This window comes from Mucilaginibacter sp. Mucisp86 (genome assembly GCF_047324315.1).
In the GTDB taxonomy this organism is placed as follows: domain Bacteria; phylum Bacteroidota; class Bacteroidia; order Sphingobacteriales; family Sphingobacteriaceae; genus Mucilaginibacter.
The window spans coordinates 5,482,892-5,504,221 of sequence record NZ_CP168503.1; the positions used below are offsets into that span (position 1 = coordinate 5,482,892).

Annotated in this window: 20 protein-coding genes; 15 read left to right on the forward strand and 5 right to left on the reverse strand. The window is 42.7% G+C overall.

Annotated elements, in window-relative coordinates:
* Positions 1-9: 9 nt before the first annotated feature.
* The 5 genes from ACEN9X_RS23040 to ACEN9X_RS23060 all read left to right on the forward strand — a co-directional run bounded on the left by ACEN9X_RS23040 (position 10) and on the right by ACEN9X_RS23060 (position 7,426).
* Entirely contained in the window at positions 10-1,383 is a 1,374-nt protein-coding gene (locus tag ACEN9X_RS23040) for a sigma-54-dependent transcriptional regulator (protein ID WP_413667354.1), read from the forward strand.
* Positions 1,367-2,668 (forward strand): sensor histidine kinase, encoded by a 1,302-nt coding sequence (locus ACEN9X_RS23045; RefSeq protein ID WP_413667355.1) that lies wholly within the window; start codon positions 1,367-1,369, stop codon positions 2,666-2,668. The genes ACEN9X_RS23040 and ACEN9X_RS23045 overlap by 17 nt, the downstream gene beginning before the upstream one ends.
* 446 nt (positions 2,669-3,114) lie before the next feature.
* Positions 3,115-4,785 (forward strand): hypothetical protein, encoded by a 1,671-nt coding sequence (locus ACEN9X_RS23050; RefSeq protein ID WP_413667356.1) that lies wholly within the window; start codon positions 3,115-3,117, stop codon positions 4,783-4,785.
* Positions 4,786-5,371: 586 nt separating this feature from the next.
* Positions 5,372-6,565 (forward strand): mannonate dehydratase, encoded by a 1,194-nt coding sequence (gene uxuA, locus ACEN9X_RS23055; RefSeq protein WP_413667357.1) that lies wholly within the window; start codon positions 5,372-5,374, stop codon positions 6,563-6,565.
* A 177-nt stretch (positions 6,566-6,742) separates the two neighbouring features.
* Entirely contained in the window at positions 6,743-7,426 is a 684-nt protein-coding gene (locus tag ACEN9X_RS23060) for a hypothetical protein (RefSeq protein WP_413667358.1), read from the forward strand.
* A gap of 79 nt (positions 7,427-7,505) precedes the next feature.
* On the opposite strand, the gene ACEN9X_RS23065 is transcribed toward ACEN9X_RS23060, so the two are convergent.
* A complete protein-coding gene (locus tag ACEN9X_RS23065) occupies positions 7,506-7,868 on the reverse strand; it encodes a SnoaL-like domain-containing protein (RefSeq protein WP_377022052.1) in 363 nt (120 codons plus the stop codon).
* A gap of 182 nt (positions 7,869-8,050) precedes the next feature.
* Between ACEN9X_RS23065 and ACEN9X_RS23070 the strand changes: the two genes are divergently transcribed.
* The 5 genes from ACEN9X_RS23070 (at position 8,051) to ACEN9X_RS23090 (ending at position 12,035) form a co-directional block, all read left to right on the forward strand.
* Complete coding sequence (locus tag ACEN9X_RS23070; RefSeq protein WP_208864721.1) at positions 8,051-8,599, forward strand: RNA polymerase sigma factor; 549 nt, start codon at positions 8,051-8,053, stop codon at positions 8,597-8,599.
* 11 nt (positions 8,600-8,610) lie between these two features.
* Positions 8,611-9,426: a zf-HC2 domain-containing protein gene (locus ACEN9X_RS23075; protein ID WP_413667359.1), complete on the forward strand. Its 816-nt coding sequence runs from the start codon at positions 8,611-8,613 to the stop codon at positions 9,424-9,426.
* Positions 9,427-9,441: 15 nt separating this feature from the next.
* Positions 9,442-10,308: a hypothetical protein gene (locus tag ACEN9X_RS23080; RefSeq protein ID WP_413667360.1), complete on the forward strand. Its 867-nt coding sequence runs from the start codon at positions 9,442-9,444 to the stop codon at positions 10,306-10,308.
* Between the two features lie 11 nt (positions 10,309-10,319).
* Positions 10,320-11,141 carry a DUF4097 family beta strand repeat-containing protein gene (locus ACEN9X_RS23085; protein ID WP_413667361.1) on the forward strand — a complete coding sequence of 274 codons (822 nt, stop codon included), beginning with the start codon at positions 10,320-10,322 and terminating at the stop codon, positions 11,139-11,141.
* A 474-nt stretch (positions 11,142-11,615) separates the two neighbouring features.
* Positions 11,616-12,035, forward strand: coding sequence for an RNA recognition motif domain-containing protein (locus ACEN9X_RS23090; protein WP_413667362.1), 420 nt, complete (start codon positions 11,616-11,618; stop codon positions 12,033-12,035).
* 9 nt (positions 12,036-12,044) lie between these two features.
* Here the strand turns inward: ACEN9X_RS23090 and ACEN9X_RS23095 are convergent, their stop codons facing one another.
* Positions 12,045-13,388, reverse strand: coding sequence for an FAD-binding protein (locus ACEN9X_RS23095; protein ID WP_413667363.1), 1,344 nt, complete (start codon positions 13,386-13,388; stop codon positions 12,045-12,047).
* A 253-nt stretch (positions 13,389-13,641) separates the two neighbouring features.
* On the opposite strand from ACEN9X_RS23095, the gene ACEN9X_RS23100 reads away from it, so the two are divergent.
* The 5 genes from ACEN9X_RS23100 to ligD all read left to right on the forward strand — a co-directional run bounded on the left by ACEN9X_RS23100 (position 13,642) and on the right by ligD (position 19,703).
* The gene (locus ACEN9X_RS23100) at positions 13,642-14,286 is read left to right on the forward strand and encodes a carbohydrate-binding family 9-like protein (RefSeq protein ID WP_413667364.1); all 645 of its coding nucleotides are present in this window, start codon (positions 13,642-13,644) and stop codon (positions 14,284-14,286) included.
* A 31-nt stretch (positions 14,287-14,317) separates the two neighbouring features.
* Positions 14,318-15,610: a sugar MFS transporter gene (locus tag ACEN9X_RS23105; RefSeq protein WP_413667365.1), complete on the forward strand. Its 1,293-nt coding sequence runs from the start codon at positions 14,318-14,320 to the stop codon at positions 15,608-15,610.
* 328 nt (positions 15,611-15,938) lie between these two features.
* The gene (locus ACEN9X_RS23110) at positions 15,939-16,229 is read left to right on the forward strand and encodes a hypothetical protein (protein ID WP_091211483.1); all 291 of its coding nucleotides are present in this window, start codon (positions 15,939-15,941) and stop codon (positions 16,227-16,229) included.
* Positions 16,230-16,787: 558 nt separating this feature from the next.
* Positions 16,788-16,964, forward strand: a complete 177-nt coding sequence (locus ACEN9X_RS23115) for a DUF3606 domain-containing protein (protein WP_413667366.1) — start codon at positions 16,788-16,790, stop codon at positions 16,962-16,964.
* 12 nt (positions 16,965-16,976) lie between these two features.
* Entirely contained in the window at positions 16,977-19,703 is a 2,727-nt protein-coding gene (ligD, locus tag ACEN9X_RS23120; protein WP_413667367.1) for a DNA ligase D, read from the forward strand.
* A gap of 161 nt (positions 19,704-19,864) precedes the next feature.
* Here ligD and ACEN9X_RS23125 read toward each other — a convergent pair whose 3' ends face one another.
* The 3 genes from ACEN9X_RS23125 to ACEN9X_RS23135 form a co-directional block, all read right to left on the reverse strand.
* Positions 19,865-20,371 carry a hypothetical protein gene (locus tag ACEN9X_RS23125; protein ID WP_413667368.1) on the reverse strand — a complete coding sequence of 169 codons (507 nt, stop codon included), beginning with the start codon at positions 20,369-20,371 and terminating at the stop codon, positions 19,865-19,867.
* 307 nt (positions 20,372-20,678) lie between these two features.
* Positions 20,679-21,044 (reverse strand): hypothetical protein, encoded by a 366-nt coding sequence (locus ACEN9X_RS23130; protein ID WP_413667369.1) that lies wholly within the window; start codon positions 21,042-21,044, stop codon positions 20,679-20,681.
* Positions 21,016-21,234, reverse strand: a complete 219-nt coding sequence (locus ACEN9X_RS23135; protein ID WP_413667370.1) for a DUF1543 domain-containing protein — start codon at positions 21,232-21,234, stop codon at positions 21,016-21,018. Before ACEN9X_RS23135 ends, ACEN9X_RS23130 begins: the two co-directional genes overlap by 29 nt.
* Positions 21,235-21,330 lie beyond the last annotated feature (96 nt).

Sequence of the window (21,330 nt, forward strand, 5' to 3'; positions counted from 1 at the left end):
CCGCCTGTTATGATATTGGTTATTGATGATGATATTGCTGTACGCACCTCGCTGATCCTGCTGTTAAAAAGCGAGGGCTATGATGCTGTAAGTGCCAATGAACCTGCCGAAGCTTTGAAGATCATTAAGAAAAAAACGGTCGAGCTGATCATTCTCGATCTTAATTTTTCGATAGATACATCGGGGCAGGAAGGAATGGACCTGCTTGCAAAGATCAAGGCTTTTAACAGTGCCATTCCTGTAATCCTGATTACCGGCTGGGGAAGTATCGAGCTTGCTGTAAAAGGCATGAAGCTGGGTGCTAATGATTTCATCAATAAACCCTGGGTAAACGAACACCTCATCCAATCGGTTAAAACCTTGCTCGACTTGCAGGATAAAAAGACCGAACATCGTACCCGCAAACAACTGGATAAAACCTACAATTTTGAAAATATCGTAGGCGAAGATGCACGGATGCTTGATATCCTGGAAACCATAGGCCGCGTTGCGTCAACTGATGCATCGGTGCTGATCATGGGTGAAAGCGGTACAGGTAAGGAGCTGATAGCGGAAGCGATTCACCAAAATAGTCTTCGCCGTAATAAGCCATTTATCAAGGTGAATTTGGGTGGCATTTCTACCTCTTTGTTTGAGAGCGAAATGTTCGGCCACATTCGCGGAGCGTTTACCGATGCACGGTTTGACCGGATGGGCCGCTTTGAAATGGCCAACAAAGGCACCATTTTTTTAGATGAAATAGGCGACCTGGATGCCAGCAGCCAGGTAAAGTTGCTCCGCGTATTGCAGGACCGCACTTATGAAGTATTGGGCAGCAGCCGAACCAAAACGGTTGATACCCGCGTAGTATGCGCTACCAATAAAAACCTGAATGACATGGTATCGCGCGGTACTTTTCGTGAGGATTTATTGTACCGTATCAACCTGATCACCGTTTACCTGCCGGCTTTGCGCGAGCGGCCGAAAGATATTCCTTTGCTGGTTGACTTTTTTATTAATAACTTAAAGCAGATCTATAACCGGCCTAATTTGTCGGTAGCGCCATCAGCCATGAAGTGGTTGCAGCAGTTACCTTTACCCGGCAATATCAGGCAATTGAAAAACCTGGTGGAGCGCTCTATTTTGGTGAGCAGGAGGGATGAGTTGAGTATCGATGATTTCCGGTCGCAACTGGAATTGTCACCTGTTAAAAAAGGAAATATCCAATTGCCGGGCGTAGGCACATTAACTTTAGAAGAGGTAGAAGTAGAGATGATAAGACGGGCATTGGATCACCATAAAAACAAGATAAGCAAGGCGGCAGCGGCGCTGGGCCTCACGCGCAGCGCCCTGTACCGGCGGCTCGAAAAATACCAGATCCCGTACGATGAAGCTGAGGACTAAATACATTTTATTTGTGGTGATCCTGCACCTGCTTACCCTGGTGCTTGCATGGTTTATTTTCATCGACAATAAGATCTATTTTATCATAGCCGAGGCCTTTGTTCTTCTTTCGGCAGCCGTAGCGATACAGCTTTACCGCCAGCTTGTACTGCCTTTAAAAATGTTACTACAGGGGATAGAGGCCATAAAAGACAAAGATTTTAACGTGAAATTTCTTTCAACCGGTAAACTGGAGGTTGACGCGCTGATTGATGTTTATAACCAGATGATGGACGAGTTAAGAACCGAACGGACACGACAGGAGCAACAACATTTCTTTTTAGAAAAGCTCATCCACACTTCGCCAACGGGTATCATTATCCTTGATTTTGATGACCGCGTGCAACAAATCAACCCTAAAGCTTTGCAGGTTTTGGGTATTGATGAAAAAGCCGTGATTGGTGAATTAATTGGCGAGCTCGCTCACTCTATCTTCAAGCACATCAAAGCCCTTAAATCGGGCGAAACGGAGGTGGTTAAGCTGGATGGGGTTAATTCGTTCAAACTGCAAAAATCGCATTTTATCGACCGGGGGTTCTCACGTCATTTTATCATGTTAGAGGATTTGACAGCCGAAATACTGGCGGCCGAAAAGAAAGTTTATGGCAAAGTGATCAGGATGATGGCACATGAGGTTAATAACACCATAGGGCCTGTAAATTCCATCATGCAATCAGCCATGAAAACCGATCAGCTTTGGGCAGGTCATGATTTCGACCCGATAAAAGATGCGCTGCAGGTTGCAATGGACAGGAATCAAAACCTCAATCTGTTCATGCGTAATTTTGCAGATTTGGTTAAGCTGCCTCCGGCCAACAAACAGCCTGTTGTATTGCAAAAGCTCTTAGAATCGGTAGTAACGCTGATGGGCATTCGTGCTGAAGAAAAAGGGATATCGCTTGCAGTTGACCTACCCGAAGAACCGGTTAAAATAATGGCCGATGAACAGCAACTGGAGCAGGCATTCATCAATATTGTTAAAAATGCCATCGAGGCTATTGATGATCAGGGATCGGTAACATTTACCATCAATCTTAAAGAAAAAAAACTCATCATTACCGACACCGGAAAAGGCATCTCGGCCGAACAAAACGCCAACCTGTTTACCCCATTCTTCAGCACCAAAAAAGATGGGCAGGGGATAGGCCTCACCCTGGTACGTGAAATCATGTTAAACCACGGCTTTGAGTTTTCATTGAAAACTGTTGCCGAACGGCAGACGGAGTTTGTGGTTTATTGGGGCTGAAATGGGGTGATAGAAAGAAGGAAATTACGCCGCCGCTCGGCTCCAGCCGAGTGGCAATTATCCAGCGGCCTCTGGCCGCCGTGGCAAAAGTAGCCTAACCTTGGACGAAGCCTGTCTGAAAGAACCTAACCCTGGTCGAAGTTTAGCGTAGCGTAACTTCGTCCAGTAATTGTAGAAGCATTCTGCTTCCGTAGCAAAAGAAAAACATAGCCTTTATAGTCAGGTCGGTAACATACAATCAAGAGTTGTTGAGTTAAGCTGGAAGCTTAACCCATTTTAGGACGAAGTTTAGCGTAGCGTAACTTCGTCCAGTAATTGGATTTTATATGATTGTGCAAAGCCAATAAAAATCCATAATTGTATTAGCATTTGCTTAATCCTTTTAGTAACGTTGTAAACCAATTTACATGTTACCTTAACAGATAATTACTGCAACCACATTCACCATGCAAAGACGGCATTTTATAAAACTTTCTGCGGCTACATCAGCTGCCATGCTTTTCAGCAAGCTCACTTACTCGGCCTCAAACGGAGCTGCAATTATGAATGCTCCCGATGAGGTGTGGGCACAATCAGGCGCCGACTGGGTTAAGCTTACAGCATCAAACGGATCTCATTACACTTATAAAGATATCAGCGCAAGCCTTAAAACTAATGGCAACGGGCTTGGCGTATATATTTCATCACCAAAACAAGAGTTAAATGCGGTGCGCTTAAAATGGAAACATAATACATCTGCTTCTGCTAAATTTCTGGGCGATCATTGGGAACGCTCGTATGGTGACCTGCAATGGAAAACTATGGCTTCCGGTATTAAAAATCCCTGGTATGTAATTATCCATGATGATAAACAAACCGTTTGCTTCGGTGTAAAAACCGGTGCTAACAGTATTTGCTGGTGGGGCGTTAATGCCGATAATATCGAACTTACTTTAGATACAACCTCAGGCGGGGTAGGCGTGTTGCTGGGCGACAGGCAACTGCACGCTGCTGATGTAATTACTACCAATGCTAAAACAGGGGAGGATGCTTTTGCCGCAACGCATCGTTTTTGTAAAATGATGTGCGAAAAACCGCGTATTCCAAAACAACCGGTATATGGTATCAACGACTGGTATTTCGCCTATGGCAATAACTCGGCAGAGCTGATCAAAAAGACAACGGCCATGATGGCCGAACTGGTTACAGATCACAGCAATAAACCTTTTTCTGTTATTGACGCAGGTTGGGCTACCTATTCGCCGTTGTTACCCGGCGATGGCGGCTGGAACGATGATTTCTCGAAGCCAAACGATAAGTTTAAAGATATGCATGCTTTGGGCGATGAGATCAAGAAATTAGGCATGCGCCCCGGCCTGTGGATGCGACCGCTTTGTGCCAAACATGATGAAAAGGCCAGTCTACTGGCACCGAAGATTCCGGGCAGGAATGATCCGAAAAATCCGGTACTTGATCCTACTATTCCTGAAAACATAGCCCGTATCCAGCATAACTTTGATGTGTATAAGCAATGGGGGTACGAAATGGTGAAACACGATTTTACAACCTATGATATTGCCGGTCGCTGGGGTTTTGATATGAAGAATAGTTTCACCGCGCCAAACTGGCATTTTAACGACAGAAGCAAGACTAATGCTGAGATTATCCTGCGCCTGTACCGCTCCATTCGCGAAGCAGCAGGCGATGGCATTTATGTGATCGGTTGTAATACGATGAGCCATCTTTCGGCCGGGGTATTTGAGATGTGCCGTATAGGTGACGATACCAGTGGTCATGAATGGGAGCGCACCCGTAAAATGGGTGTTAACACATTGGCTTTCCGCCTGCCGCAACACAATGCATTTTATGCGGTAGATGGTGATTGTGTAGGCCTTACTACCGATATTGAATGGAAAAGGAACAAACAATGGCTGCAATTATTAGCCGAAAGCGGCGCACCGCTGTTCATCTCCGTTCAGCCGGAAGCTATGGGCGAAGAGCAAAGGAAAGCTGTTAAAACAGCCTTTGCACAGGCGGCAAAAGTACAACCGCTGGGCCAGCCATTGGATTGGATGGAAACATTAACACCCACCAAATGGAAACTGAACGGCAGGGTGGTTGATTTTGATTGGGCATAAACAAAAAGGGTGGGTGTCGCCCTGAGCTTTTCGAAGGGGCGCGCGCAGAGGCCTTGCCCACCATGCTTCGACAGGCTACCCATGACACCCATTTTTAATATAGCGAAGAATCTTCTTCAACATGCAGAACTACTATACAGGGTGAAGAAGTTGCTTCGTTTCTGCTCTTGACATGTTGCAGAACCCAGACTTACGAAGTTTTTAAAACTTCGTAAGTCTTTGCCTTTTTAATTCACTTTTCAAAACCCACCGAATGAGAAGAAATTCCCTTATGCATTCGTAGCACAAAATAATTTGCAATTAACTGTTAGGCGATTAAAAAAATATAACGATTATTGGAGCGCGATAAATTGCAGCCTGACATGTTTTACTGACATTGTTTTGTCAGTGTTCAACTTTTAAAAAACAAGTGTTCAATTAAATATACCGGTAAATATTAAACCGCTGTTTATCAGCTTGTTGGTTGTTTTGTTGTAATTTATTGAACGCTTAAGTTGCTGACTGTCAATGCTGAGTTTTTTTTGAGCTGTTCACACTTTTAAAATTGAACACTCCTGTTTTTGCATATTAAACCTACGATATAAAAATGAGTGATACCAATACAAGCAATACTTTCAGCATGATCAACACCATGCGCTGGTATGGCCCCAATGATCCTGTGAGTTTAGCCGATATCAGGCAGGCAGGGTGTACAGGTGTAGTGAGCGCCCCGCACCAAATCCCCAATGGCCAGGTATGGACCGTTGAGGCTATCAACGAGCGCAAAGCGATTATCGAAGCGGCCGGCCTTACCTGGGATGTGGTTGAAAGTGTACCTGTACACGAGGCCATCAAAACCCAAACCGGCGATTATCAGCAATATATTGAAAACTACAAGCAAAGCCTGCAAAACTTGGCAACCTGTGGTATCCATATCGTTACCTATAACTTTATGCCGGTACTTGACTGGACCCGTACCGATTTGAGCTTTACCGTTGAAGATGGCTCCAAAGCGCTACGCTTTGAAAAAGCCGCCTTTATTGCTTTTGATGTATTCATGCTGCAAAGGCCAGGTGCCGAATGGGAGTACACCAGCGATGAACTTGACCGCGCCAAAGCCCGCTTTGACGGCATGACGGAAGATGATAAACAATTACTGCAGCGCAATATTATAGCAGGTTTACCAGGCAGTGAGGAAAGTTTCACGCTGGATAAATTCAGGGAAGCTTTGGCTGCTTATGATGGTATCGATGCCAAGCGGTTAAGGGAAAACCTTATTTATTTTCTGAGCGAGATCATCCCCGTTGCAGATGCCAACAATGTTAAAATGGTGATCCACCCCGATGACCCGCCATATGCTATTTTAGGCCTGCCAAGGGTAGTAAGTACTGCCGAACATATTAACGCCCTGATAGAGGCTGTGCCATCGTTAAACAATGGCCTCTGCTTCTGTACAGGATCATACGGTGTAAGGCCGGACAATGACCTGCCTGCCATGGTTAAACAATTTGGCGACAGGATCAATTTCATCCACCTGCGCAGTACCCGCCGCAATGAATTTGGCGATTTTTATGAAGATAACCACCTGGAAGGTGATGTGGATATGTACTCGGTGGTGAAAGAGTTAGTACAGGTAATGAAGCAACGTAAATTAAGCATCCCAATGCGCCCCGATCATGGTCACCAGATGCTGGATGATCTTAAAAAGAAAACCAACCCCGGTTATTCTGCCATCGGAAGGCTGCGTGGCCTTGCCGAGTTGAGAGGGCTTGAACTGGGCATCATCCGCTCAATGGAATAAAATAATTTTTAATACAATCCGGAAACGGGAGGTTCAAAAGAGCCTCCCGTTTTTGTTTTATGGATATATACACTTTTTGAAATTATGGTGTACTTAAATGAAATGCCAGTGTAATTGTAAGTTTATTGATGTGCATAGCTTTAGTTAATTATTAAAACCAATTAATTAAATCAAATTATGAAAAAACAATTAAGCAAACTGATGTTTGGCAGCTCGCTGCTGCTTTTAACCCTCGTATCGGCCTGTAGCAAAGACGCAGGCAAACCTGCCGCAACCAATGGCAACACCACAGCGCCGCGGGCCGCTGTTCCTCAAAGCGGTTTTAGTTTATGGGGAACCTGTAATGGTGCACCCTATAACATTTCGGGAACCAATGGTATTTGTGTTCCGGTAGGTAATTGCAGTACCGATATTGATGCGGCGCAACAAAGCACAGGGCAAAACGCTACCGGGCTTCAGTTTAATGGTTGCTTTAAAGGTGGTACAAGCGCTTCCAGTTCGGCAAGTGAGCAGGCAGTTTTCCTGTGCGATAATGTTTCGCAGTGGAATGGTAATGAAATGGGTTTCGTGAAAACCCTGAATGACAATGCCCTGAAAGGGTATTTACAGGGAGGCGGGCAGTACATTACCCAGGTAATATCTGTGGGCGATAACGGTTACCATACTTTTAAATGCCAGGCCCGTTCAGGTAATGTGCACCAGGTTGATTTTTATGTGGATGGGACATATAAATTCACCCTCACCAACAACAGCGGCACTTACTGGAACAACTGGTATTACTTTGTAGGCACAAATCATTGGTATGGCGGTTCAAGCAATACCGGTCAGCAAATTGAAATGTATAACATGACCACTTTTTAATTTTTACTACCCCGATTAAAAAACAAAAGGCCTTTGCGGAGAGCGAAGGCCTTTGTTGCTTATTATTGGTTAGGTGTTCTTAGCCCATGTTATAAAAAAACTGCTCGGCTATAATTTTTCCATCTTTTACTTCATAAACCGCTATTTCATTCATCGGCATACGGCCGCCTTCTTTATAGGTAACATCCATATCCATAGTTACCGCAAAAAAGTTACCGGTAACAATCGGGTCAGATACCTCGCCGCTGTGTACTTCCTGTACCGAGGCATACCAGTATTCTGTTTTGCCTTTAACAGCCTCTTTGCCCTCGGTAAGTTCCATTGGCGAACCCTTTGGCTCACGGCTCACAATATTATCTGCATAAAGTTCATCAATAGCCTGGGTATGCTGGCCCTCGCGGCAATACTGTACTAATTTTTCTGCTACTTCGGTGGTGGTCATGATCTTATGGTTTTAATTGTTGTTATAAAGTTAGTTAATAACGCTTCAAACCAATCGCCTTTTTGGTTTAAATTTCTGTTAAGTTTGATCTGCAATTGCACCTCCCGAAAAAAAATAAAAATTTTCTGTAACCATTTTATGCCGCCGAAGTACTTAAGGTATATTACATAATTACAAACTGATTGAACACGCTTACAGACAATGCCATTATGCTAAAGGTGAAAGCCGGCGACCTTGACAGGATGGGTATGCTCTTTGAACGCTACAATCGGCAGCTGTACGGCTTTCTGTTCCACATGACCTATCAGCGCGAACTGAGCGAAGACATGGTGCAGCAAGTGTTTTATAAAATGCTTAAATACCGGCACACCTTTACCGGTACCGGCGAATATATACACTGGATGTACTCCATCGCACGCAACGTTTTAAAAGATCATTGGCGCAAAAACAAGCAGCAGGTACAGCACGAGGGTGTGGAAGCTGCCGAAACCATAGCCGGGGGCCTGGTACCCGACGAAGCTTTTGAAAAAAAGCAAGCCAAGGCCGAGCTGCACCGGGCCATGGAAAAGTTAAGCGAAAGTCAGCGGGAGATTTTGGCCCTGAGCCGGTTTCAGGAGTTAAAATGCCAGGAGATTGCCGAAATACTGGGCATGACCGAAGGTACAGTAAAAGTGCGCATTCACCGGGCTATGCAGGAGCTTAAAAGTATTTATGTAAAAATGGAACGATAAAACAGTATAAGATGAAATGTGAGCTATATGAAGAACTGTTTACCGGTTGGATAAACAAAGAATTAAATGCCGAAGAAAAGGGGGCGCTGGAACAACATATATCGGGCTGCGACAGTTGCCGCAATGAGTTGCAGGCTTTGCAGCAGCTATGGGGCCACATGGGGCAAATTGAAACACCCGAACCATCGGCCAACATGAGTGTGAAGTTTTATGCGATGCTTGATACTTATAAAGAATCTGTAAAGGAGCAAAGGAGCTTATGGGCTGATGTCAAATACCAGGTAAGCCGCATCTGGGAATGGCAGCCACGCTGGCCAATGGCCTATAACCTGGCAATGGTTGTGCTTTTAGTTGGAGCTGGTTACCTGTTTTTCGGAAAAAGCAAAAGCGATGATCAGGATAAACAATTAAAAGCCCTAAGCTCGCAGGTACACGAGCTTAAACAAACTATGATGCTGGCCCTGCTTGAAAACCCTTCGGCATCTGAACGAATCAGGGGGGTAAGCTATACCAGCGAGATCAAACATGCCGATAAGCAGGTGATCGATGCTTTATTAGCTACGCTGAATAACGACCCTAATGTAAATGTACGCCTGAGCACACTTGATGCATTAACCCATCTTGCCGGTCACGCGGAGGTAAGGGAAGGCCTCATCAAATCAATAGTTGAGCAGGATTCGCCGCTGATGCAACTGGCTATTGCCGATGTGATGCTTAAACTGCAGGAAAAAAGATCCGTGGGTTCATTCAGGGAGTTATTAAAACAAAAAGACCTTGATCATGGCGTACGCGACAAGATCAAACAAACAATAACCCAACTAATTTAAAAAATAAACCAAATCATGAAAAGATCACTAATACCTGTTTTAACAGGTCTCGGGCTTTGCCTTGCCCAACTTTCTGCCCATGCCCAGGATTTTAAGGAACATGTTAGCAAACAGTTCACTTTGCAGGGAGCGGCTTCAGGTACCACCCTGGCTATTTACAATGTTTTTGGATCCATAAGCGTGCAGGGATATTCAGGCAACCAGGTATCTATCGAGATAGATGAAACCATCCGGGGTAACGAGGCATCTGATGTGGAGCAAGGTAAAAAGGAATTTAAACTGGGGTTTGAACAGAAAGCTGATAGCATAATTGCTTACACAGCTGAGCCTTATGACAGCCGCCCGCGCCGCAATTGGAACAGGGACGAGGAGCACAGGCATGTTCACTATACCGTAAAACTGGAATACACCGTAAAAGTACCTTATGGCATGAACCTCTGCGTATCTACAGTAAACGATGGTAATGTTGAAGTTAAAGATGTTTACGGCGCCTTAAAAGTTAATAACGTAAATGGTGGTATTACTATAGCCAATGCTAAAGGCACAACCAGTGCACATACCATCAACGGACCGCTTAGCGTAACTTACCTGTCGGTACCGCCGGATGCTTCAAGTTACTATACGCTTAACGGGAAGCTCGAAGTAACTTATCCGGGCAATTTAGCTGCCGATCTGGAATTTAAAAGCATGAACGGTCAATTTTATACGGATTTTCCGGACGCCGAAGTATTGCCTACCCGGGTAAGTAAAACCGAATCAAAAAGTGGTGCAGGCACTACTTATAAACTCAGTAAAAACAATGGCGTGCGCATAGGGGCGGGAGGGAAGCTGTTTAAGTTTGAAACCCTCAATGGAAATATTTATATCAAAAAACAACAATAAAAGATAAAAACATGAAAACGATAAGATTTACAGGAATATTGATGCTAACTGTGCTGCTGAGCGCGAGGCTTTGGGCACAGGAAGATAAAGGGCAGCTGGTTGTGCCTTTGAGCGAGCCGGGGAAACCTTATAAGCTGGATATAAGCTTGGTTAATGGTTCCATAACAGTGACCGGCTATGAGGGTAAAGATATTATTATTGATGCACAGGGTGAAGAAAGAAAGCATCGTGAAAGAGAAGCAGCTCCCGGAGGAATGAAGCGTTTATTTGCCGGGAATAATTTAGATGTGCAGGCACAGGAAAATAATAATCAGGTAAATATTCATGGCAGCCCCAATAAAACTACTAATTTGACTATTAAAGTCCCCATGAATAGTACCAGTGTAAAGCTGTCGACCGTAAATAATGGTAATATCAATGCTACCAATCTAAACGGTGATCTGGAAATCAGGAATGTTAACGGTTATATTAAACTGAACAATATTTCAGGGTCTGTTGTAGCCAACACGGTTAATGGCAATGTGGAAGTTACCTTTAAAAGCATTGATGCAAAAGCCGCTATGGCCTTTTCAACACTTAACGGCAAAGTCGATGTTACGTTCCCGGCAAGTCTTAAGGCTAATGTGAAGTTAAAATCAGACCAGGGTGATATTTTTACCGATTTTGATGTAGTTACTGAACAGCGCAAACCGGTTGTTACCAAAAATACAGGTGAAAAAGGAATGTACAGCCTGAAGATGGAGGATTGGGTTTACGGAAAAATAGCCGGCGGTGGCCCCGAATTATTGATGAAAACTACTTTTGGCAGTCTCTATATCCGCAAGGCAAAATAAAATTAGCAACATCAGTTAGTTATTGGGAAACTGTGGGGAATTTTGTCGGCAAATTTGGGCTGATGACCAACGATTCACGAATTTTAAGAACGTGGACAAGATAAAATCAAACCATCAGGTTGTAAATGACATTCTGCATACAATACTATGACCGGCCAGTTAATAATAACGATCTGTTGAGCGCAGATGTGCTGAAAAGAGGTCTTGTCTACTGGTAATATCTAAATTTTCGTTCATTAGTTCAAAAGCAAATGTTTGAATATGAGATGAAATGATAAAATGAAGAAATTAGCTCAGAATAGGTTCAATTCAGTACAGTTTAAGTATACAATTTGTGTAAAATTGGCGTTCCGTAAAAAAAACGGAATGCTTTTTTTATAAATAAGCACCCAACTGACCGTTGAGCAATAGGCTAAACCATTTTTGTGCATTATATTTGCTCACTGGTTACTTGTTGCAATTACAAAGTATAGTATGGTTAAACTTTTTATCGTGGGTTTTCCGCGAGACATGGAAGAAATTGAACTTGTTGAACTGTTCAGTGCTTATGGCACGGTAAGCACCGTGCGGATAATTACCGATAAAGACAGTGGCATAAGTAAAGGTTATGGTTTTTTAGAAATGACCGACGAAGCGGGAGCCCAGCGGGCAATTGACGCTATGAACGGTGCTACTATTGATGAACGTGAAATAAGCGTTAGGATAGCAGAGCAAAAACATCAGCCACAACAAAGGCAACAGCAATTTACCAAGCCTAATAAGCCAGGGTTTAATAAAGTAAAACCGCAGGGATACAACAAACCCCGCTTTCCGCGCGAAAATAACAATAGATTTGAACAGCAGGAAGCTGCGGCCCCGGTAAGAGCAAAACGTCCCCGCAGGCAGCAGCCATAAGCTTTAGTTTCAGGAATTATAAAGTTCGTTTGATAAAAACTGGTTCCGGAATTTCCCATGCGGGTCATATTCGGCTACCACAGCTTTAAAGGCATCCATTTTTTCGTAACGAGCTGCTAATGTTTTAGCTGGTATAGTGAAAATTTTGCCCCAGTGCGGTCTTGCTTTAAACGGCGAAAGTTCCCGTTCAATTTGGGGAAGTAATTTCAGTACGGCTTCTGTTTCTTGTTTCCAGGTAAAGTGGATAGCCACTGATTTTTGATTATGGGCAGGGCTCATCCAAAGATCATCGGCGGCAATAGTGCGGATCTCGGTGATGAAAAGGTGAGGGCCTATTTGCTTGCCCAATTTGGCTACCGCTTCAATAGCTTCAACTGCATGGTTAAACGGAATAAAAAACTCTGATTGCAGCTCTTTTCCGCTGCTTGGGGTAAAGCCCATTTTAAAATGTGGTAGGCGTTCATACCATGGTCCCGGAACCCCCATTTGCTCGGTACAGTTTTCGGCAGAGAGCCCTATAATCGGGTGCAGGTTTTTTGTAGCTGCTTTTGCCCCGTAAAATTCTTTCAGGTTTTCGTCTTTATCTGTACCTATCCGGCTTTTTATCCAAACCTCGTTAATATGGTCGCTTTGCCAGTCGGTAAACAGGCTTACGCTATATCCTGCCGAAACAATTTTTTCAAAATGCTGCTTTAGCTCACTCATAGGCAGCTCGGTAAAAACATGTTGTTTCATCATGTAAGTTGGCTGTATTTGCAGTGTAACTTTGGTGATTACACCCAATGCCCCAAGCCCCACCACAGCGGCATTCAGCTTAGCCGCATCTTTGGTTTTTGAAAGGTGAACAATACTGCCATTGGCCTTAACAATTTCCAGGCCCATCACTGCACTTGAAAGATTGCCGTTTTTTACGCCCGAGCCATGTGTTGCAGTAGTAATTGACCCTGCTACTGATATATGCGGCAGCGACGCAAGGTTATGCAGGGCGAAGCCTTCTTTATGAAGATAAGGTGCAAGTTCTCCATATTTTATGCCGCCTTCTACAGTAACGGTGTGGTTTTGCCTGTCGATAGATACCACTTTGTTAAGATCGCGGGTTGAGAGCAGGTTGTCTTTACTATCGGCAATGTTATTGAAGCAATGTCGTGTACCCAGTGCCTTTATTTTATCGTGTTTTTTAATAAGCTGCTGTACTTCTTCAACCGATTTTGGGTAAAATACATTGCCCGTGCTGTAAGTTAAATTACCCGACCAGTTTTGCAGGCGAGGTTGTTGCGCGAATGATTCAAGAGATGATAGTAGGGGAGATGCCATTAAGGTAGTACTTAGTTGAATGAAAGTTTTTCTTTTCATAACAAATTGGTTAGTACAAGGTAGCTAATTATTAAGCAGAATTGAAAGAGAAATTGCAGGGGGCTTCGCAGGCAAGCGCAAGGATTAAAAAGTTTTTATATTTTTTTAATAAGTAAAAATAGATTTTTAAATAATTTATAAACTTTTTGTTTATTTTGGTAAAATAATTAACGTTTACCTGTTAATTCGGTGTTAGCTTTTGGCTAAAGGTGAGTTTTTGGTAAATTGAAACTGAAATATTTATAAAATAGCTGTGAAGGAAGTTTGCGTCCCGTTTATTCCGGGTAATTACAATGAAAATAACCTCGACGAGTTGTCCGCTTTACTCAACCGGGAACAAAAGCACGGTATCGATAATCTTTTATGGACGGATACCGGCTATTTTCCGTCGGTTAGTTTTTCAATAGCCCATGTTAATAACAGTATAGCGCTAAAATATTTTGTAAAGGAACAGCATACCCGGGCAACTTATACAGCCGTAAACGATCCTGTTTATAAAGATAGCTGCGTAGAGTTTTTTTTAGGTTTGGGTGATGATGGGAATTACTATAATATGGAGTTTAATACCCTCGGAACAGCGTTGGTTGGCTTCGGTAAAGACCGTAACGGAAGGCTGGGTATACCTGATGATAAAGTGAGGGACATAAAGTCACTAAGCAATATCAATTGGGCGCAGGATGCAACAGGGCTTAACGCATGGGAGTTAACCTTATTGGTCCCTTTTTCCGTTTTTATTTATCATGATATTAAAACATTGGAAGGAATTACAAGCAAGGCAAACTTTTTTAAATGCGGCGATGAATTGCCCGAACCGCATTTTATAAGCTGGAATAATATCGATAGCCCCGTACCCGATTTTCACCTGTCTAAGTTTTTCGGTACGATAAAGTTCAATTAAATTAAAATATCTCTAATCAAAACAAACTAATATGGCCCAAACAGCAACAGTAATCGAATCGCCGGTAAAAAAAACAGCGATAAACCCGATTGTAATTATCGGTGCTTTATTCTTCATTTTTGGTTTTGTAACCTGGATGAATGGTACACTCATTCCTTATTTAAAAATAGCCTGTGAACTTAGTACCAAGGAAGCTTATTTTGTAACCACCGCTTTTTATATTGCTTACGTTGTAATGGGGATCCCCGCGGGCAAAACCATCAAAAAATTTGGTTTTAAAAACGGTATGGCCATAGGTCTGTTTGTAATGGCAATTGGGGCATTGATATTTATACCCGCCGCGATGACCCGTACTTACGGCATATTTTTGATTGGTTTGTTTGTTCAGGGTACAGGTTTAACGGTACTGCAAACAGCATCGAACCCATATATCACCATTTTAGGCCCTGCCGAAACTGCCGCGAGGCGGATCAGCATCATGGGGATCTGTAACAAAATTGCCGGTGCTTTAGCCCCGGTTATCCTGGGTACTGTCGTACTTGCCAATATTGATTCAATAACTGAAAAGCTTAAAACTTTAAGTGCCGGTGAAAAAGCGCTGGAACTTAACCAGCTGGCGTCAAGGGTAATATTGCCTTACGGTATTATGGTAGTTGTTTTAATTTTACTGGCTATCCTTATTTATTTTTCATCACTGCCGGAGATTAACACCGAGCATGAAGACGAAACCGTAGCTGCGGCAAACACTAATAAAACAAGTATTGTACAATTCCCGCATCTGATGCTTGGCGTGGCAACCTTGTTTGTTTATGTAGGGGCTGAGGTTATTGCAGGCGATTCAATTTCGCTTTATGGTACTTCGCAGCATATTCCGTTGTCAACAGCCAAATTTTTTACATCGTGTACTTTGATCTCGATGATAGTAGGTTATCTTGTTGGTGTTTTTTGTATCCCGAAACTGATAACACAACAAAAGGCATTGGTAGCCTCGGCAATTTTGGGTATCCTTTTAACACTGGCAACCTTGCTTACCCATGGTTATGCATCGGTATTCTGTATTGCATTGCTTGGTTTAGCCAACTCGTTAATGTGGCCGGCAATATGGCCGCTTGCATTAGCTGGTTTGGGCAGGTTTACCAAAATAGCATCATCATTGTTAGTTATGGGTATTGCCGGTGGTGCAGTTTTACCTCCGCTGTACGGCTATTTTTCAGAGAAGTTTTCGGCGCAGTCAGCGTATATCATGCTTATCCCTATTTACCTATTCATTTTATATTATTCAACCATAGGGCATAAGGCCGGCAGAAGTAACGTAAAAGCTTAATCAGAATAATTTTATCTTCTATAACCAAACCGGGTATCATCAGTTCTCAAGCTGTTGCTATCCGGTTTTGTTGTATAACAGTTTTATGTGCTTGATATATAGTTGATTGTGTTTTGGCTATATATCGTTATGTGTTTGGTTTTTTTGCGAAATATAGCTATTGAATTTTAATTAAATTTACTTAACTTTCTGTTTGTTAGTGTGTTGTGTGTTTGGTTCGATTGTTGGCCAAAAACGGATAAAATGAACAACATTTGCCGGAATATTAGTTCATAACTTTTGATGAACTATGCCAGGAAACAGGGGTAATCAATTAAAAATCAGCGCTATGAAAAATGTAAAAACCTGCAAAAAGCTTAATCGAACTTTAACCAAATGGGTTATAGATCTGCATGGCAAAGGTTATATCAATGATTTTTCGCAAATAAACAATCAAAGGTTACGTTGTGTTCAAAACTGCGAGGATTTTTCGATTACCGACCTCAACATCAATGTTATTGATGAAGCTTTTGACCAGTTAACCCAAACATATAAGTATATCCATACCATCGAAACAATGGATGGTGACAAAGGACTACTTGTTGTTGAAGCTTTATGTACGCCGCCACTCGTAAATTGATCAGGACATAATAATTATTGAATCCCTCTGTAATAGTATCAACAGCGAAGGGAGTAACATATCTTTATCTTATTTATCTAAAAGCCTGAAAATTGACACCCGATTTTCAGGCTTTGTTGTTTGGTGTTGCCTTGGCTGTGATGGAAAAATTCATTATGTCCCTTATAACAGGATTGGTTTTTTGCTACCAATAATCGTTAGTATAAGCGTAAATACCCGAAATATAGTGAGTTTTGATTTGATGATTTGATTTTAAACTGCTTATAATCAAATAGTTGAATTGATGGCATGTTCTGTGCATACGCCCTTATAACAAACCCAAATTAAAAACATGTAAAGAAACAACTATGGAAATGTGCATATTCTGGATAACCCGTTTTGTGTTGCTTGTTTGCCTTGCAGTGCTCGTTTATATGATCATGCCAAATTATACCGAACAAAGCGACGGTTGGGATTAGGTGCAATACCGATAAATTTTATTATAACAATTTATTAATTAATACTCAAACCTTTGTCAGGGAGTATCTGTTAATATTTTATTCAGTTATAAAACTAATCATGGACAACAGGAGTAAAGCAGGATGGCCCGACAACAGCCTCATTAATACCAGCGAAAATTATGAAGTTGAATATTGGGCAAACAAATTTGGTGTTCGCCCTGAGCGATTAAAAACAGCGGTGCGTGCCGTTGGAAATTCGGCGGCAGCAGTAGCCAAATATTTAAACAGCAAATAAAAAATCACCAATATGAGCCTGGAAAAGTATGTAGAGAAACGCGATTTCAGCAAAACCAAAGAGCCTAAAGCGGGCAGAAGCAAGGATAAGGATCACTTGATGTTCGTGATCCAGAAGCATGATGCTTCGCGTTTACATTATGATTTCAGGCTGGAGATGGATGGTGTGCTTAAAAGCTGGGCTATTCCCAAAGGGCCTTCAACCGATCCTAAAGTAAAGCGCCTCGCCATGATGGTTGAAGATCACCCTTTTGACTATCGGAATTTTGAAGGCATTATCCCCAAAGGCGAATATGGCGGTGGTACTGTTATTGTTTGGGACGAAGGTACCTATGAGCCAATTGAAGAGATCAAAGGGAAAAAAGCCCAGGAAAAATACCTGCTTAAACAACTCGAAGCCGGTTCGGTAAAGATCAAACTTCACGGAGAAAAGCTGGAAGGCGAATTTGCACTGGTTAAAACCCATGGCATGGGCGAAAATGGCTGGTTGCTGATTAAGCATAACGATAAGTTTGCTTCAGTTAAGGATGTTACCAAAAAGGATAAATCCATTCTATCAGGCAAAAGCATCGAAAGTATGGAGAAAACCAGCGAAAAGGTTTGGCAGCACGGACATGAAGAAGATTTAGAAAAACCTAAAAAGGAAAGTAAAGAAAAAGTCCTGAACAAACCGGTAGAAGAACTGGAGAGCAAAGTTGATACCAATGAAGCGGAGGAATTTGATGTTGAAGCTTTACTAAAAAAAGTTCCCAAATCAAAAGCACCAACCAATATAAAGCCGATGAAGGCTACTTTGGTTGATGAGCCTTTTGATGATCCCGACTGGCTTTACGAGGTTAAATGGGATGGTTACAGGGCTATTGCAGTGATCGACAAAAAGCGAGCGGAGCTTATCTCCCGTAATAATCTGCCTTTCGACAAATATTATCCGATCAATAAATTACTGAAAAACTGGCAAATCAACGCAGTGATTGATGGCGAGATCCTGGTATTGAACGATAAAGGAATCTCCGACTTTGGAGCCCTGCAAAACTGGCGAAGCGAGGCTGATGGCAATTTGGTTTATTACGTGTTCGATATCCTTTGGTATGAAGGTAAAAACCTGATGGATTTACCCCTTAAACAGCGCCAGGCCATATTGACATCCATCCTCCCCACAAATGACGATCGTATCCGGCAAAGTAAGGTTTTTGATACCGGCGGCATCGAGTTTTTTAATGCTGCTGAACGCATAGGCTTAGAGGGTATCATCGCCAAAAAAGCAAGCAGTGTTTATACTTCTGATCTCCGCTCAAAGGAGTGGCTTAAAATAAAGGTGCACCGCAGGCAGGAAGTGATCATTGCGGGGTTTACCAAAAACGCAGGTACTTCCAAATCGTTTAGTGCTTTGGTGCTTGCTTTATATGATGATAAAGGCGAGCTACAGTACGCCGGCAAAGTGGGCACCGGTTTTTCTGATAAACTGCAAAAAGAAATGATGGAGCAGTTTAAGCCCATTATCATAAATAAAAGCCCGTTTGAGGTGGAGCCGGATGTGGATAAGCCATCGCGGTTCAGGCCGCAGCGTTTGGGCGCAAAGCCAACCTGGCTTAAACCCGAACTGGTTTGTGAAGTTGCCTTTGCAGAAGTAACGGGGGACGGCGTGTTCCGGCAAGCTTCTTTTAAAGGGATGCGTACCGATAAGAAAGCAAAAGATGTAGTCTTGGAAACTCCTAAACATACTGATGAAACGGTAGCAGAAGCCGAAAGTGCAGATATTGATAAACATGCCAAAGCCATTAAACCCGTGAAAGATACCAGTCGTAAAACCCTGCTTAACCCTAAAGATGAAACCCAGGTGCGTGAAATTTGCGGACATGAACTCAAGTTTACCCACCTGAGTAAAATTTACTGGCCCGAAGATGGTGTAACCAAGCGGGATATGTTCAACTATTATTACCAGGTTGCAGATTATATTTTACCATACTTAAAAGACAGGCCAATGTCGCTCAACAGGTTTCCTAATGGGATACATGGCCCATCCTTTTATCAAAAGGATGTGAAAGGCAAAGCCCCGGACTGGGTCACCAAAACTTTTCCGTATACCAATGGGGAAGGGGAGCATAAGGAATATTTGGTAGGCTCTGATGAATCATATTTACTTTGGATGGCCTCATTAGGATGCATTGAAATGAACCCCTGGTTTAGCCGGGTGAAATCGCCGGATAACCCGGATTATTGCGTGATAGACCTCGATCCTGATAAAAATACCTTCGACCAGGTTATTGAAGCCGCTTTGGAGGTGAAAAAAGTATTGGACGTAGTGGATGTACCGTCATGCTGCAAAACGTCGGGCTCAACAGGGATGCATATTTATATTCCGCTGGGTGCTAAGTATGATTATGATCAGTCGCAGCTATTCGCACGGCTTGTTGTAGATATTGTGCATAAACAAATTCCGGGTTATACCAGTCTGGAACGCATGGTAGCAAACCGGAAAGGTAAAATGTACCTCGATTTTCTGCAGAACCGCCCGGGGGCTACCATTGCCGGTCCGTATTCATTGCGGCCTAAACCGGGCGCTACTGTTTCTATGCCCTTACATTGGGACGAGGTTAAACCTGGACTTACCATGAAAGATTTTACCATTTTCAATTCGATAGACCGCCTTAAGGAAACCGGCGATCTTTTTAAAGGTGTACTGGCAAAAGGTATCGACCTGGAGAAAACGATTAAAAAGGCGAAGAGTGTGTTTGAATAAGATCAAGATAGCAAGTATAAAATATGTCATTGCGAGCGAAGCGTGGCAACCGCATGCTCTACAGAGCGGCTGTGCTTCCGTGCGATTGCTTCGTCGTACCTCCTCGCAATGACATATTTTGCTTTCCGATAACGTATTATTAATATACTTATAACTTTTTACTAAGCCACAGCCGCCGACAGGATAATACCATTGTGCGCATTTTCTACGCCATTTGCATAACCATTACTGTCGATAAACATCTTTTCATTTTCGATGAGGAAATGTGCCCCGCCAACAAAGAAATTCCCTTTAATGGTGACCACATGATCAGGGTGCTGCGCGTGAATTTCATTCAGCACATGGCTTGAAAGTCCATGATATTCATGCGGGTCGAACTGGTAAACATCCAGCACCGGCTCGGCATTGCCGGGTTGAAATACTTTGATGCGGCCGCTGGTTACATTAAGCTGCACGTTAGCATTGTTTTCGTTGTTGTTAGCGCTTATCCTGATGACTTCGCCGTTTGGCGCGTTAATGTTGGCATCAATGGTAAGCAACTTGCCTTTTTGGTTGTCATAAAATGACAGGATCCTCAAAAACTCAATATTACTAAGCCCATCGCTGTAAGTGAGCGTGTTTCTTTCACTTAAAAAAATGGTAGTCCCAAAAATGAATGCATGTTTCATAACGGAAATTTTTAATTGGTTAATTGATAATAATAAAATTACCAAAAAAGCAAAATGTTTTAAAATTCCGTTATTCTTTCCTCGGTGAATGCAGGATGCAATCACAAAACTTTTTCCGGTGAAAATTAGGGATCATGTAGGCACAAACATCAGCCTTGATATTTCCAAAAGATATAGTTATAAGTAGCCCTGTGCACCCGTTGATCACCAAAATGATGTTCTTCCCAGTTTTCAACAGAGAAGGAATCCTTAAATATCCCGGTTGGCAATGATATTCAAATGCTCAGGCTTTTTTATGAGGTCACTATTACAAATTGCTCAACTTAAAATAGCCAAGGGTGATCTTATCTTCCGGAAGATCGGCATTTGGAATAAGCTCGATCTGGTATTTTTCTTTTTGAACTGGATTTAAAATATCCTCTACTTTATAAATATCGTCAACGTCAACGCCGTATTTATCATCGATGTGCGAGTTAGCCCCGTTAAAATGATTATGCTTAAAGAAAAATGTTTCTTTGGCGTTTTTTGTGGCCGATGCAAAATCGTTCTGAACGGTGAGCACAATGTAGTGCCGCTCTTCAAACTTATTGGGTTGATATCCGCCAAGGTTGATGAAAAACAATTTATTACCCTGAGGGATGTTGTTACCACGCGGGGGTGATCTTAACAGCATATCCATCAACCGCATTTACTTCCCGCCAGGCATCGATATGGATTTTTTCGGGCTCGGGCCAAAAGGCCTGGATCTCGGGTACTAAATCACCAAGCGATGGCGCTATTCCAAAGAATACGTCATGTTGTTCTACGTGCCTTCCCGGTGGTTTACAGCCCAGCATCAGCATAAAAAGTTTAAGGTTTTCCATGGTTTAAAGTTAACATAAGCATGGCGGGCAATGTAACGAGTTTGTCAAACAACTATCACAAAGTGTTAAAGTGGTAACTTTGTTCAACGCTACCAA

Excerpts from the sequence above, each read along its gene's own strand:
- ACEN9X_RS23125 (WP_413667368.1), bottom strand. The coding sequence starts at position 20,371 with ATGAAACATGCATTCATTTTTGGGACTACCATTTTTTTAAGTGAAAGA.
- ACEN9X_RS23105 (WP_413667365.1), top strand. The coding sequence starts at position 14,318 with ATGGCCCAAACAGCAACAGTAATCGAATCGCCGGTAAAAAAAACAGCG.
- ACEN9X_RS23095 (WP_413667363.1), bottom strand. The coding sequence starts at position 13,388 with ATGAAAAGAAAAACTTTCATTCAACTAAGTACTACCTTAATGGCATCT.
- ACEN9X_RS23080 (WP_413667360.1), top strand. The coding sequence starts at position 9,442 with ATGAAAAGATCACTAATACCTGTTTTAACAGGTCTCGGGCTTTGCCTT.
- uxuA (WP_413667357.1), top strand. The coding sequence starts at position 5,372 with ATGAGTGATACCAATACAAGCAATACTTTCAGCATGATCAACACCATG.
- ACEN9X_RS23045 (WP_413667355.1), top strand. The coding sequence starts at position 1,367 with ATGAAGCTGAGGACTAAATACATTTTATTTGTGGTGATCCTGCACCTG.
- ACEN9X_RS23130 (WP_413667369.1), bottom strand. The coding sequence starts at position 21,044 with ATGCTGTTAAGATCACCCCCGCGTGGTAACAACATCCCTCAGGGTAAT.
- ACEN9X_RS23115 (WP_413667366.1), top strand. The coding sequence starts at position 16,788 with ATGGACAACAGGAGTAAAGCAGGATGGCCCGACAACAGCCTCATTAAT.
- ACEN9X_RS23090 (WP_413667362.1), top strand. The coding sequence starts at position 11,616 with ATGGTTAAACTTTTTATCGTGGGTTTTCCGCGAGACATGGAAGAAATT.
- ACEN9X_RS23110 (WP_091211483.1), top strand. The coding sequence starts at position 15,939 with ATGAAAAATGTAAAAACCTGCAAAAAGCTTAATCGAACTTTAACCAAA.
- ACEN9X_RS23085 (WP_413667361.1), top strand. The coding sequence starts at position 10,320 with ATGAAAACGATAAGATTTACAGGAATATTGATGCTAACTGTGCTGCTG.
- ACEN9X_RS23135 (WP_413667370.1), bottom strand. The coding sequence starts at position 21,234 with ATGGAAAACCTTAAACTTTTTATGCTGATGCTGGGCTGTAAACCACCG.
- ACEN9X_RS23065 (WP_377022052.1), bottom strand. The coding sequence starts at position 7,868 with ATGACCACCACCGAAGTAGCAGAAAAATTAGTACAGTATTGCCGCGAG.
- ligD (WP_413667367.1), top strand. The coding sequence starts at position 16,977 with ATGAGCCTGGAAAAGTATGTAGAGAAACGCGATTTCAGCAAAACCAAA.
- ACEN9X_RS23040 (WP_413667354.1), top strand. The coding sequence starts at position 10 with ATGATATTGGTTATTGATGATGATATTGCTGTACGCACCTCGCTGATC.
- ACEN9X_RS23060 (WP_413667358.1), top strand. The coding sequence starts at position 6,743 with ATGAAAAAACAATTAAGCAAACTGATGTTTGGCAGCTCGCTGCTGCTT.
- ACEN9X_RS23050 (WP_413667356.1), top strand. The coding sequence starts at position 3,115 with ATGCAAAGACGGCATTTTATAAAACTTTCTGCGGCTACATCAGCTGCC.
- ACEN9X_RS23075 (WP_413667359.1), top strand. The coding sequence starts at position 8,611 with ATGAAATGTGAGCTATATGAAGAACTGTTTACCGGTTGGATAAACAAA.